At 63.4% G+C, this 12976-nt stretch carries 10 protein-coding genes, 1 tRNA gene and 1 pseudogene; 10 read left to right on the top strand and 2 right to left on the bottom strand.

The features are described 5' to 3' along the window. Positions 1 to 22 precede the first annotated feature (22 nt). The gene (locus ACWCOO_RS08595) at positions 23 to 2047 is read left to right on the top strand and encodes an FG-GAP-like repeat-containing protein (protein WP_446830575.1); all 2025 of its coding nucleotides are present in this window, start codon (positions 23 to 25) and stop codon (positions 2045 to 2047) included. Positions 2048 to 2093: 46 nt separating this feature from the next. Here the strand turns inward: ACWCOO_RS08595 and ACWCOO_RS08590 are convergent, their stop codons facing one another. Next, positions 2094 to 2978 (bottom strand): polysaccharide deacetylase family protein, encoded by an 885-nt coding sequence (locus tag ACWCOO_RS08590; RefSeq protein WP_446830574.1) that lies wholly within the window; start codon positions 2976 to 2978, stop codon positions 2094 to 2096. A 36-nt stretch (positions 2979 to 3014) separates the two neighbouring features. Beyond that, positions 3015 to 3653 carry an N-carbamoylsarcosine amidohydrolase gene (locus tag ACWCOO_RS08585; protein WP_446830573.1) on the bottom strand — a complete coding sequence of 213 codons (639 nt, stop codon included), beginning with the start codon at positions 3651 to 3653 and terminating at the stop codon, positions 3015 to 3017. A gap of 193 nt (positions 3654 to 3846) precedes the next feature. Here ACWCOO_RS08585 and ACWCOO_RS08580 point away from each other — a divergent pair. The 9 genes and pseudogenes from ACWCOO_RS08580 to ACWCOO_RS08540 all read left to right on the top strand — a co-directional run bounded on the left by ACWCOO_RS08580 (position 3847) and on the right by ACWCOO_RS08540 (position 12958). Further along, positions 3847 to 3923 (top strand) — tRNA-Met (locus tag ACWCOO_RS08580). A gap of 44 nt (positions 3924 to 3967) precedes the next feature. After that, complete coding sequence (locus tag ACWCOO_RS08575) at positions 3968 to 4438, top strand: ribosome maturation factor RimP (RefSeq protein ID WP_446830572.1); 471 nt, start codon at positions 3968 to 3970, stop codon at positions 4436 to 4438. Positions 4439 to 4441: 3 nt separating this feature from the next. Beyond that, positions 4442 to 6001 carry a transcription termination factor NusA gene (nusA, locus tag ACWCOO_RS08570; RefSeq protein WP_446830571.1) on the top strand — a complete coding sequence of 520 codons (1560 nt, stop codon included), beginning with the start codon at positions 4442 to 4444 and terminating at the stop codon, positions 5999 to 6001. Then, a complete protein-coding gene (infB, locus tag ACWCOO_RS08565; RefSeq protein ID WP_446830570.1) occupies positions 5991 to 8567 on the top strand; it encodes a translation initiation factor IF-2 in 2577 nt (858 codons plus the stop codon). The genes nusA and infB overlap by 11 nt, the downstream gene beginning before the upstream one ends. A 56-nt stretch (positions 8568 to 8623) precedes the next feature. Next, positions 8624 to 9028, top strand: coding sequence for a 30S ribosome-binding factor RbfA (gene rbfA, locus ACWCOO_RS08560; RefSeq protein WP_446830569.1), 405 nt, complete (start codon positions 8624 to 8626; stop codon positions 9026 to 9028). A gap of 47 nt (positions 9029 to 9075) precedes the next feature. After that, positions 9076 to 9960, top strand: a complete 885-nt coding sequence (truB, locus tag ACWCOO_RS08555) for a tRNA pseudouridine(55) synthase TruB (RefSeq protein ID WP_446830568.1) — start codon at positions 9076 to 9078, stop codon at positions 9958 to 9960. Positions 9961 to 10074: 114 nt separating this feature from the next. Continuing rightward, entirely contained in the window at positions 10075 to 10344 is a 270-nt protein-coding gene (gene rpsO, locus ACWCOO_RS08550; RefSeq protein WP_446830567.1) for a 30S ribosomal protein S15, read from the top strand. Between the two features lie 160 nt (positions 10345 to 10504). Beyond that, positions 10505 to 12610 (top strand): annotated as a pseudogene (gene pnp / locus ACWCOO_RS08545) (polyribonucleotide nucleotidyltransferase); the annotation flags it as partial. Continuing rightward, positions 12590 to 12958 (top strand): S1 RNA-binding domain-containing protein, encoded by a 369-nt coding sequence (locus ACWCOO_RS08540; RefSeq protein ID WP_446832029.1) that lies wholly within the window; start codon positions 12590 to 12592, stop codon positions 12956 to 12958. The pseudogene pnp and the gene ACWCOO_RS08540, both read left to right, overlap by 21 nt. The last annotated feature ends 18 nt before the right edge of the window (positions 12959 to 12976 follow it).

Raw genomic sequence — 12976 nt, 5'->3', positions numbered from 1 at the left:
AGCAGCAGAGGACCAGGATAGAGTGGACACGAGAATCACCGCAATCAAGTGCGCGCCGGCGGGCGCCATATTCGGGCCAGCGCTGCCGGCAGCGCTCATGCTGAGTCTGCTCAGCGCCTGCGGCGGCGGAGGCTCGGACGGGCCGCCCCCGCCGGAGCCTCCGCCGCCTAATAGCGCGCCTACCATCACGGTGTCTTCTACGGCGTCCGTGGACGAGAACCAGGCCGGTGCGGAGATTGCCAGCGTGGAGACCAGCGACCCTGATGGCGATACGGTCACTGTTTCGGTCAGCGACGACCGTTTCGAAGTGAGCGAAGGAAACCTCAAGCTCAAGAACGATCAGTCGCTCGATTTCGAGAGCGAAACGTCGGTGCAGGTCACGCTCACGGCCAGCGACGGGAGCGCTTCGACCACCGCCGATGTCACGATCACGGTAAACGACGTGATGCTTTCCGTTGCTTTCGTCGATGCCACCGCCGGGTCGGGCCTCCAATTCCAGCGCGGATATCTGGACAACGGCAACGGCGAAGGTCTGGCGCAGGATGCCGATGTTCGCGAGTTCGGCGGCGGGGTGGCGGCCGGCGACTACGACAACGACGGTTGGGTGGACCTGTTCGTGGTGCGCGGCGACATAGGCCCCAACCTGCTCTACCGCAACCTGGGCAACAACACGTTCGAGGACAGGGCCGCCGAGGCCGGTGTGGCGTTTACCCGCTCCGCGTCCGAGAGCTACAAGCACAGCGGTCCGGGCTTCGCCGACCTTGATGGCGATGGCCACCTTGATCTTTTCATTGGCGGCACCGAGGGCGATCCGGCCAAGCTATACCGCAACAACGGCGACGGCACGTTCACGGACGTTACCGCGGGTTCGGGCCTGGAGCAGATGAACGCGCGCTACACCCTCTCATCGGCGTTTGGCGACTACGATCTCGACGGCGACCTGGACCTGTTCCTCAGCCATTGGGGTACGCCACGGCCCAAGGACGACACTTGGCCTTACTCGACCGAGAATCTGTGGCGCAACGACACGGAGAACGGCGTCATTCGCTTCACGGATGTGAGCCTTGCTTCGGGAATTGCTGAAACGATCATTGATGACGATCCGCAGGGGTCATTCGGCGGAGACGGGCACGACTACACGTTCAGCCCCATTTTTGCGCGTATCACGGAGGACCGCTATCCGGACTTGGTAATCGCCTCCGACTTTCGTACTTCGAGGTACTACATCAATGAAGGCGACGGCAGTTTTCGTGACGCGACGGACCGCGAGGTGATCATCGACGGCAACGGCATGGGCGCGGCAGTAGGCGATTACGACGGGGATGGCGATCTGGACTGGTTCGTAAGTTCCATCTGGACCGATCCGGACGAGAACGGCGAACAGCTTTTCGAGCACGGCAATCGCCTGTATCGCAATGACGGCGGTACGCTGTCCGACGCTACCGAAGAAGCCGGCGTCCGCGACGGGAGCTGGGGCTGGGGCTCCTGCTTTGCCGATTTCGACAACGACGGCGATCTCGACCTCTATCACACCAACGGCTGGGTGCCTGTCGCCCGCTTCGCCGACTATAACTTCGACACCGACCCCAGCCGGCTGTTCATTTCCGACGGCGCGGGCGTTTTCACGGAACAGTCCGTAGAGGCGGGCATTGTCGATAACGAACGCGGGCACGGCGTCGTTTGCGGAGACCTCGACAATGACGGCGATACGGACGTGTTCCTGATGCATCGCAATGAGAACAACGCCGGTACGCTTTGGCGCAACGACACGAGCGCCAACAATTTCCTGCGGGTCAAGCTGGAGGGTCGGTCGCCCAATACGGCCGCTGCGGGCGCGCGTATCCGGCTTACCGCTTCCGGCGGGGAGCAGTTGCGGGAGATCACCGTCGGCAGCAACTTCACCTCCCAGAACCCCCTGGTCCAGGTGTTCGGTTTGGGCAGCGATACCCAGGCCGACATCGTGGTGGAATGGCCGGACGGTTCCACGACGATGCGCGAGAACGTTGCCGCCAATCAGCTCCTGAACATCCAGCAGCCAGGCGACTGACGGCCCCCAGGAAGGCGGGGGCAGGGCCGCTGCCCCCGCCTTTGTTTTACATGTAGTTCGCGCGGTACCAGTCGTTGACGTCGTCGCTGGTAGTGAACCAGACGCCTTCGTGCTTGGCCATGTAGCGGAAAGCCCGCGCCAGGTGCTTGAACTTGTTGGGCTGGCCCACCCAGAAAGTGTGCAGACAGATCGGCATGCAGCGGGCATTGCTGGCGCCTTCCTCGTAGAGCACATCGAATTGATCGATGATCATGTCGCCGAAGGCTTCCGACGACACGCCCACGTTGCCGAATGCCGGAATGTCGTTCAACTCGACGGTGTAGGGCACGGCAATCAGGTTGTTTTTCGGCGTATTGAAGCGGAACGGATGGTCGTCGGCCGTGTAGTCGCAGAGGTATTCGACGCCGAACTCTTCGAGCAGGCGCGGCGTGTTGTCGGTATGGGTCAAGAAGGGACTGAGCCAGCCCTTGGTGGGCCGTCCAATCGTCTTCGCCATGGCGTCGAGCACCGATGACAGTATCTCGCGCTCACGCTCCTCGTCGATATTGCTGATGAAGTTGGCCGGGGCATTGTTTACGCCGTGCCCGATCCAGGCCCAGTTGCGCGCCATGCCTTCCTCGATGATGCGCGGATACTCGCGAATGATCTCGGAATTCAGGCACACGGTGCCGCGTGCGTTGCATTCGTCCATCAGGTCCATCATGCGCCAGAGTCCGACCCGGTTGCCGTAGTCGCGCCAGCCGTAGTTGAGCGGATCGGGATTGAATTGCTGCGTTCCGGGCACCAGCGCGGTGCCCGGAATGTCGGCCGGGAAGTGCTCGATATTGAGATACGGCATCACGGCCACGCGCGCGCCGTCCGGCAGCTTGAAAGGCTCCCGGTCGATGAGCGGCACGTAGTCATAGTGGCGGGTCTGGGTAAGCTTGGACATGTTCTTCTCCTCTGTTCGATGGCCGCAGTGGGCGGGTCAGCGCGTTTGAAGCCCCTGAAGGTATTCGAGTGTTTCGGCTTTGCTTACCACATCGCCGTATTTCGCATGGATATCGAACAGGTTGGCTTCGTGCGGGCCGTCATGCCGGTCGCCGACGCACTCGCGCACCACGATCGGCCGGTATCCGTGCTGTACGGCGTCCACGGCGGAGGCGCGGATGCAGCCGGAAGTGGTGCAGCCGACAATGATCAGCGTGTCGGCGCCTTTGGCTGCAAGGATGGAGGAGAGACTGGTGCCGAAAAAGCAGCTCGCGTAGTTCTTGGTGAGCACTGTTTCTCCTGCCGGCGGCGCCACTTCGTCGCAGAATTCGGCATACGGGTTGCCTGGTACCAAGTCCTTCAGTACCGGCGCCTTGACGGTCCAGATTCCGCCATCCTCGAAGTTGGCCGGGTTGTACAAAACGCGGGTGTGGATGACCGGTACGCTCCTGGCGCGCGCCGCTTCGAGCACTTCGGGAACTTCCTTTACGCAGGCGACCACGCCTGGCGCATAAAGAGGCGATCCCTCCGTGGTGTAGCCCTTGAGCAGGTCAATGGCGATAACCACCGGTTGCTTTCCGAAGCCAAGCCGGCTGTCCCATACTCCGGCGTAGTTCTTCCCCGCGGTTTGCGTCATGATGATGTCCCCCTACAAGATAACGCTTCCAGCCGGTCTCCGCCGCGCGGCTGAGACGCACCCATGTTAGCACCCATACCCCGTTCGCGCCGCGTTCCTGGACCAACGCGGAGATAGGCGCCCAAGCGTTCCCATGCGGGCTGGGCACGGCAGTCGGCGGGGAATTTTCCTGTATAATCGCGCGACTCGCGGTTGCGGGGTGGAGCAGTCAGGCAGCTCGTCGGGCTCATAACCCGAAGGTCACAGGTTCAAATCCTGTCCCCGCTACCAGTTTTGGTTTTGCGATAGCCCCGCGAGGGGCTTTTTTGTGGCTTATGAACGTGATGCTGGAAAGGCTGAATGGGCTCTTGGCGCCTTGCGTTGAAGCCATGGGCTACGAGTTGGCCGACTTGGAGCTCAGGCGCGAGCATACGGGGCAGGTGCTGCGCTTGTTCATCGACCAGGAAGCGGGTGTGGACCTTGAGGATTGCGAGCGTGTCAGCGGCCAGGTCAGCGCGCTGCTGGACGTGGAGGATCCGATTCAGGGACACTACAGCCTGGAAGTGTCGTCGCCCGGTTTGGATCGCAAGCTCGCCAAACCGGAGCATTTCGACCGCTTTGCCGGCCGGCAGGTGCGCATCCGGCTGCACAACGAACTTGATGGCCGCCGAAGTTTCAGCGGTACCTTGCGTGGGCGCCAAGGCGCCAGCGTGGCCTTGCACTGCAATGGCGGCGGCGACATGCAGTTTCAACTGGACGACATCAAGGTCGCGCGCCTGATGCCGCAATTCGGATTCAAGGGTTGAGTCATGTTTGGCAGCAAGGAAATTCTCGAGGCTGTTGAGCTGCTTTCGAACGAAAAGGCGATCGGCAAGGAAGACGTGTTTTCCGCCGTTGAAGCCGGCCTGGCCGCCGCGCGGCGCAGGCTGTTGGCCGAAGACGTGGAAGTGCGCGTCGCCATTGATCGGCAGACCGGCGAGCAGGAGTACTTCCGGCAATGGGAAGTCCTTGAGGACGAGGCCGAGGAAATCGAAGCTCCAACGCGCCAGTTGCGCCTTGCCGAAGCACTCCGCATGGACCCCGAAGCCGAGCCCGGCGGCATCGTGGAACGCGCCATGGATGGGATGGACCTGGGCCATATCGGCGCTTATACGGCCAAGCATGTCATTAACCAGAAGGTGCGCGAAGCCGAGCGCGCGTTGATACGCGAGCGTTACCAGGGGCGCATCGGCGAATTGCTGAGCGGGGTCGTGAAGCGCGTGGACCGCAATGGGGTCTATGTGGATCTCGGCGGCGGAGTGGAAGGCTTTGTGCCGCGCGAGCAGATGATTCCGCGCGAGCCGATACGGTCACAGGACCGCGTCAAGGGGCTGCTCTACGAGGTGGCCACCGAGAGCCGGGGGCCGCAACTGAGGCTGACGCGCACCAGCCCCGAATTTCTCGTGGCCCTGTTCAACGTGGAGGTTCCCGAAGTCGGTCAGGGCCTTATCGAAATCCTCGGCGCGGCCCGCGATCCGGGCGCCCGAGCCAAGATCGCAGTGCGTTCGAAGGAGCCACGGATCGACCCGGTCGGCGCCTGCGTGGGCATGCGCGGTTCGCGAGTGCAGGCGGTGACCAATGAAATCGCCGGCGAGCGCGTGGACATCATTCTTTGGGACGAGAACCCTGCGCAGTTCGTGGTTAACGCGATGTCTCCGGCCGATGTCGTGCAAATCATGGTGGACGAGGACCACAATCGCATGGATATTGCGGTTTCCGAGTCCATGGTGTCGCAGGCAATCGGACGCGGCGGGCAGAATATCCGCCTCGCCAGCCGGCTAACGGGATGGGAGCTGAATGCGATGACCCCGGCCGAGATCGAGTCGAAGATCGAAAGCGAAAACCGCCAGTTGATCGAGATGTTTCGCGAACAGTTGTCGGTGGGCGAGGATGTGGCTCAGGTGCTGGTGGACGAGGGAATTACCGACCTGGAAGGCATTGCCTACTCGCCGGTCGGCGAGCTCTATGCGATCGAGGAATTTGACGAGCCGCTTGTCGATCAGCTTCGCGGGCGCGCCCGCGACGTGCTGCTGATGGACGCGCTGAGCCGTGAGGAACAGATGGAGCAGGTAACGCCCGCCGAAGATCTATTCGAGGTGGAAGGCATGACCCGCGCACTGGCCTATTCGCTGGCTACCCATGGCGTGTCCACGCGGGAAGATCTGGCGTGGGAAGAGGCCGATTACCTGGCCGAGCATATCGAAGAACTCAGCGAGGAAGCGGCCGGTAAGCTGATCATGGCGGCCCGCGAGCCATGGTTCTCCGAGGAGGAGGAAGAGGCAGCGGCAGCGGCGGACGAGCAGGCCGCCGCAAAGGACGATGATGACTGATCTGACTGTTGCCAAACTTGCCGAGAACCTGAAGGTGCCGGTGGAGCACCTGATGGATCAGTTGGAGCGTGCCGGACATAGTTTCGAAGACGCCAGCCAGACGGTGCCCGATGTCGCGCGCGAGGAATTGCTTGCTTTTCTGCGCAATCGTCACGGCCATTCCTCGGCGGAGACCAGCGACTCGGTAGTGCCGCGCGAGATCAGCATTACCCGGCGCGAGTCGGTCGAGGTGGTGCAGGTTGACCAGGGGCGGCGCCGGGCGGTTCAGGTGGACTTCAGGCGCAAGCGCAAGTTCGTCAATCGCGCCGCCTTGGAGCGCGAGGCCCTGGCCAAACGCCAGGAAGAGGAGGCGCGGCGGCAGGAACAGGAAGGGCAGGCTGCCAAGGAAGCCGAGGACAAGGCGCAGGAACTCAAGCGCGCCGAGGAACAGGCGCGCGAAGAAAAAGAGCAGGCCGAGCGCGAAGCGGCGCGCAAGGCTCAGGAGCAGGCAGAGCAGGAGGCCCGCGAAAAGGCCGAGCAGCGGGCCGAAATGGAAAAGGCCGAGGAACATGCGCGCCTGCAGCGCGAGGAAGCGGAGCGCAAGGCGGAAGAAAAGAAGCGGGCGGAAGCTGCTCAGGCCGCTCGCGCCCGCGAAGACGCCGCCCGCAAACAGGCACGGACGTCCAAGGCGTCGCGTTCGAGAAAAGTGCCGCCGCGAGAGGAGCTCCACGTAGCGGCGAATGTTCGGCCGCGGCGTAGCCGGCGGCGCAAGGCCGGGCGCAAGGCGACGGCCATGGTGGAGAACGTCAACGCTTTTGTTCGGCCGTCCGCCCCGGTGGTCCGCACCGTGGAGGTGCCGGAGTCGATCACAGTGTCCGAACTGGCCCGCCAGATGGCGGTGGGCGCGGAGAAGGTGATCGCCAAGTTGATGCAGGAAGGCGTATTGGCCGGCATCAACGATGCGCTGGATCAGACCACCGCAATGATCATCGTCGAAGCGCTGGGTCACCAGGTTGTGGCGCAGGACGAGAAGGACGAGGAGCTGGCGCTCACGCAGCGGGCGGTGGCGGTGGCCGGCGAGCCTGCGGCGCGGGACCCGGTGGTAACCATCATGGGGCATGTCGATCATGGCAAGACTTCGCTCTTGGACCACCTGCGCGAGAGCAGCGTGGTGGCGGGCGAAGCAGGCGGAATTACCCAGCATATCGGCGCCTACCGCGTGCAAACCGGCAGCGGCGCGGTCACTTTCCTGGACACGCCGGGCCACGCGGCCTTTACCTCCATGCGCGCGCGGGGGGCCCGCCTCACCGATATCGTGATCCTGGTCATTGCCGCCGATGACGGCGTCAAGCCGCAGACCGAAGAGGCGATCAAACACGCGCAGGCCGCCGAAGTGCCCATCGTGGTGGCCATCAACAAGATCGATCTTGACGATGCCGACCCCACCCAGGTGCGCAATCAGTTGAACGTTTTGGGTCTGGCGCCCGAGGATTACGGCGGCGACACGCAAGTTGCGGAAGTATCGGCGCGCACCGGCAAAGGCGTTGATGAACTGCTGGAGAAGGTTCTGCTGCAGGCGGAATTGCTGGAACTGCGCGCGCGGCCCGAGGGCGGCGCGCGGGGTGCAGTTATCGAATCCAGCATTGAGACAGGCCGCGGTCCGGTAACTACGTTGCTTATCACGGAAGGCAGCCTGCGCAAGGGCGATATCCTGGTGGCCGGCTCGGAATACGGGCGGGTGCAGTCCTTGCGGGACGAGCACGGCAAGCAAATGGAGCGGGCGCTGCCGTCCTTCCCGGTGGTGGTTCAGGGGCTGTCCGGCGCGCCGGAGGCGGGCCAGGGCGCCGTGGTGTTCGGCAGCGAGCGCGCGGCGCGCGAGTTGGCCGAATTTCGTGCCCGGGCTGAGCGCGAGAAGCAATTGGGCCAAAAGCAGGGACAGCCGGCTTTCAGCGGCACGTTTCCGGCCGGCGACGAGGGGCAAACAGTGCGCCTGCTCATCAAGGCCGATGTGCGCGGCAGCGTGGAGGCTCTGTGCGATGCGCTGCTGCGGCTTAGCCGCGACGAAGTGGAGGTGGAAGTTATCTCCTCCGGCGTTGGCGGCATTACCGAATCGGATATCAACCTGGCGGCGGCCTCCGAGGCCACCATTATCGGATTCAACGTGCGCATGGATCCGGCCGCCCAGCAGGCGCGCAAGGCCAGCAATGTGGAAGTGCGCTACTACAGCGTCATCTACGAGGTGATCGACGACGTCCAGGAAGTCATCAAGGGCCGCCTGGCGCCTGTGGTTCGGGAAATGATCATCGGCAATGCGGAGGTTCGCGACGTATTCCAGTCGCCCAAGTTCGGCGATATCGCCGGTTGTCTGGTCACCGATGGCCTGGTCAAGCGCCACAATCCGATCCGCGTGCTGCGCGACAGTGTGGTGATATACGAAGGTGAACTCGAATCTTTGCGCCGCTTCAAGGACGATGTCGAGCAGGTCAGGGCTGGCACCGAATGCGGAATTGGCGTGCGAAACTACAAGAATGTGCGGGTAGGCGACGTAATCGAATGCTTCGAAAGCGTGGAGGAAGTTCGCCACTGAGCGCGAGTGGAATAGCTGCAGAACCGAGTCCGCGGCAGCGGCAAAGGATGTAGCCCATGCCGCGCGAATTCACCCGCGCACAGCGTCTGGCGCCACGGGCGTTGCGGATCATTTCTGCCATGCGGCATTCGGAATTGCGCGACCCCCGGCTAGCCGGAGTGGAATTTACGCACGTGCGGTTTTCCAGGGACCTCAGCGTGTGCCGCGTTTGGTACCTGCCGGGGCCGTCCGGACCGGCAATGGCGGCGTCTTCGCTGCGGTCGGCGTCGGGATATATGCGAAGACGCCTGGGCGAGCACTTTCGTTTGCGCCGGCAGCCCGAACTGAGGTTTGTCCTGGATGACAGTCAGGCCCGCGGAGACGCATTGGCCGAACTGATTGACGAGGCTGTGCGCAAGGATGCGCAGAGTGGCGGCGAGCGCTCCCAGGACCCGCGGGTAGCGAAAACAGCGGCGGACTGAGAACCCTAGCGGTGAACCCGGCAGGCAGCTCCCGAGACAAGCGGGACGTGACCGGCCTGCTGTTGCTCGACAAACCCGAAGGCTTGACGTCCAACCAGGCCCTGCAGCGAGTCAAGCGCTTGTTCGCGGCCCGCAAGGCCGGGCACACGGGCAGCCTGGACCCGATTGCAACCGGCATGTTGCCGCTTTGCCTGGGCGAAGCAACCAAGCTGTCCGCCTACCTGCTCAAGGCCCAAAAGCGCTACCGCGTCAGGGCCGAGGTCGGTCGCAAGACTGATACGGGCGATACAACTGGCGCGACGTTGCGGGAAGCAACGCCCGTGCATTTGGCGCGCGAGCGGTTGGAGGCGGTCCTGGAGCGCTTTACCGGGGAAATAGAGCAGGTTCCGCCCATGTACTCGGCACTGAAGCACAAGGGCCGGCGGCTCTACAAGCTGGCGCGCGAGGGACGCACCGTGGAGCGGGCGCCGCGCCGTGTTCTGATCCACGACCTGAGGATCGAGGAATGCTCACACTCCGCGCCGATGTTGTCGGTATCCTGCGGCAGCGGCGTTTATGTTCGCACGCTGATCGAAGACTTGGCCGAATCGCTGGGGACGCTGGCCTGTGTCAGCGCGCTTCGGCGGCTGAGTGTGGCGCCTTTCGAGGAGACATCCATGATCAGCATGGAAGCGCTGGAGAGCGCCGCCGCCAAGGGATATTCGGCGCTCGACGACATGTTGCTGCCTGCCGATGCCGCGGTGGAACAATTGCCGGCGGTGCGACTTTCGGCCGACGAGAGTTTTTATCTGCAACGCGGCAATCCGGTGGCCGCAGGCCGCGGACAGCAGCCCGGCGAGGTGCGGCTATACGCCGACTCGGCGCGATTCATCGGTATCGGCGAGGTTACTCTGAACGGTCAGGTGGCGCCGCGCCGCCTGTTCAACGCCTAGTGTGCTGTCCCGCTGCCGCCTTGGCGTGAACCGCACAGGCCCTGGACCTGCAGGTCCCTTGTAGCCCAAACGCGGGTACAATACGCACTGCCAATACGGACCGAAGATTGATCGATGACATTAGACGCAAGCCGGATCAGCGCAACCGTGCAGGAATACCAGCGCGGGCCGGAGGACACGGGGTCCACCGAGGTGCAAGTGGCGCTGTTGTCGGCGCGAATCAATGCGCTGTCCGGCCATTTTCGGGAACACAAGCATGATCATCATTCGCGCAGTGGTTTGCTGCGCATGGTGAATCGCCGTCGCCGGCTGCTCAAATACCTGAGAAACACGGATCAGGAGCGCTACGCCAAGCTGATTTCCCGGCTCGGCCTGCGCCGCTGAGCGGTCGGAGAACGGCGCGGTGAGCCATCGGACCTTCCCAAACTGGTCCGTTTCCAAAGTGCAGGCCATCTGTCCCGAGATTTCCAATCGAACCTAAGAGGACAGCCCCAGGGACTCCATTCGTGGAGGAAATTGATGCGCGCGCCAACAGCGCGCCGAAATGAATGCAAGCGAGGTAGCAGTGTCGATCACAAAGAAAGAATTCCAGTACGGCAACCATACGGTAACGCTGGAAACAGGCAGGATAGCGCGTCAGGCGGACGGCGCGGTGGTTGTAAGCATGTCGGAAACCGTTGTGCTGGTGACTGTGGTGGGCGCCAGAACGGCCGACCCCAGCCGCGATTTTCTGCCGCTCACTGTCAACTACCAGGAGAAAACCTATGCTGCGGGCCGCATTCCGGGCGGTTTCTTCCGCCGCGAGGGGCGCCCGACGGAAAAGGAAACGCTTACCTGCCGCCTGATTGACCGTCCCCTGCGGCCCATGTTCCCGAAGGGCTTCCATCACGATGTGCAGGTGATAGCGACGGTGTTGTCCACCAACCAGGAGGTGGACCCTGACGTGCCGGCCATGCTGGGCGCGTTCGCGGCGATGGCGCTTTCGGGTTTGCCCTGCGCCGGCCCCATAGGAGCGGCTCGGGTAGGCTGGGTCGATGACGAATTCGTTATCAATCCCACTGCCGCGGAGCTGGCCTCTTCGCGTCTCAACCTGGTAGTGGCCGGAACCGAGAACGCCGTTCTCATGGTGGAGTCCGAGGCCGACCTGCTATCCGAGGAAATCATGCTCAACGCCGTCCTGTTCGGCCATGAGCAGATGCAAACGGCCATCGGCGCGATCCGGGAATTCGCCGCCGAGGCCGGCAAGCCGGCCTGGGACTGGCAGCCACCTGCAGAGAACCAGGAAGTGGCCGGCGAAGTGGCGAAAGTCGCCGAGCAGGACTTGGCGGAAGCCTATACCGTAACCGACAAGACCCAGCGCAACGAGCGGCTGCGGGAAATCCGCGTCCGCGTGGCGGAGGCGCTGGCGTCCGAAGACGCAGACGCTTTCTCGGCGGGCGATGTCGCCTCCGCGCTCAAGAACCTGGAGAAGCACTTGGTACGCGAGCGCGTTCTTGCCGGCGAGCCGCGCATTGACGGCCGCGACAACGTCACGGTGCGCGGCCTGGATATTGAGGTGGGGCTGTTGCCCCGAACTCACGGGTCGGCGCTGTTCACCCGCGGCGAGACGCAGGCCCTGGTCACAGCCACCTTGGGCACCGACCGCGACGCGCAGATCATCGAAGCACTGGATGGCAGCAGCCGCGACCGCTTCATGCTGCATTACAACTTTCCGCCGTATTCAGTGGGCGAGACCGGCTTCATGACCGGCCCCAAGCGGCGCGAGATCGGCCACGGCCGACTAGCGCGCCGGGGTATCGCCGCGGTGCTGCCCGACATGGAGGACTTCCCGTACGTGATCCGCGTAGTGTCGGAAATTACCGAGTCGAACGGCTCGAGCTCCATGGCCAGTGTTTGCGGCTCCAGCCTGGCGCTGATGGACGCCGGAGTAAAGTTGAAGGCGCCGGTGGCCGGTATCGCGATGGGCCTGGTAAAGGACGGTGAGCGCTACGCTGTTCTGACCGATATCCTGGGAGACGAGGACCACCTCGGCGACATGGACTTCAAGGTGGCGGGTGCCGAGGAAGGCATTAGCGCATTGCAGATGGACATCAAGATCGACGGCATCAACCGCGACATCATGGCCGAAGCGCTGGAACAGGCGCGCGCAGCGCGGCTGCACGTGCTTTCCGCCATGAATGACGTGATCTCCGCTTCCCGCGAGACGGTTTCTGATTGGGCGCCGTCGATTTTCACCATGCAGATCGACCGGGAGAAAATCGGCGACGTTATCGGCAAAGGCGGCGCGGTGATCCGTGCCATCACGGAAGAGACCGGCGCCGAGATCAATATCGAGGACGACGGCACCGTGAAGATCGCTTCCGTGGATGGCGAATCCGGTCGCGAGGCCCGCCGTCGCGTCGAACTGATCGCTTCCGACGTGGAAGTCGGCAAGGTATATGAGGGCAAGGTGGCTCGCCTTATGGACTTCGGCGCCTTCGTTACGATTGTTCCCGGCAAGGACGGCCTCGTGCATATTTCGCAGATTTCCGACCAGCGCGTGGACCGCGTCAGCGATCGCCTCGCGGAAGGCGACGCGGTCCGTGTAAAGGTGCTCGAAGTTGACCGCCAGGGGCGCATCCGCTTGAGCATGCGCAATCTGGATGGCGAGGAGGATTCCTCCGCCACGGACGCGGGCCCCGGACCCAGCCGCAGCCGGGTGCAGGAGATCGAGGTGGGCAAGGTGTATGACGGCACCGTTGCGAGCGTTATGGACTATGGCGCTTTCGTGACGCTGCTGCCCGGCACCGACGGCCTCGTGCACATTTCCCAGATGTCGGAACGGCGCATCGAGCGCACCAGCGACTTGCTGAAGTCGGGCGACCCCGTGAAGGTTCGGGTTATGGAAGTGGACGGCCGCGGCCGCATCCGCCTTACCATGCGCGGCCTCTCCAACGACGCCCCCGCTCCCGAAGGCGCGGGTCCCAAACGTGGCCGCCGCCGCCGCCGCGCGTTCTAGCCCGGAATCCGGCGCAAT

The sequence above is a fragment of the Candidatus Foliamicus sp. genome (genome assembly GCF_965221325.1).
Lineage (GTDB): Bacteria > Pseudomonadota > Gammaproteobacteria > Steroidobacterales > Foliamicaceae > Foliamicus.
The sequence above is the reverse complement of the archived record's forward strand: the minus strand, read 5'-3'. Positions and strand labels throughout refer to the sequence as shown.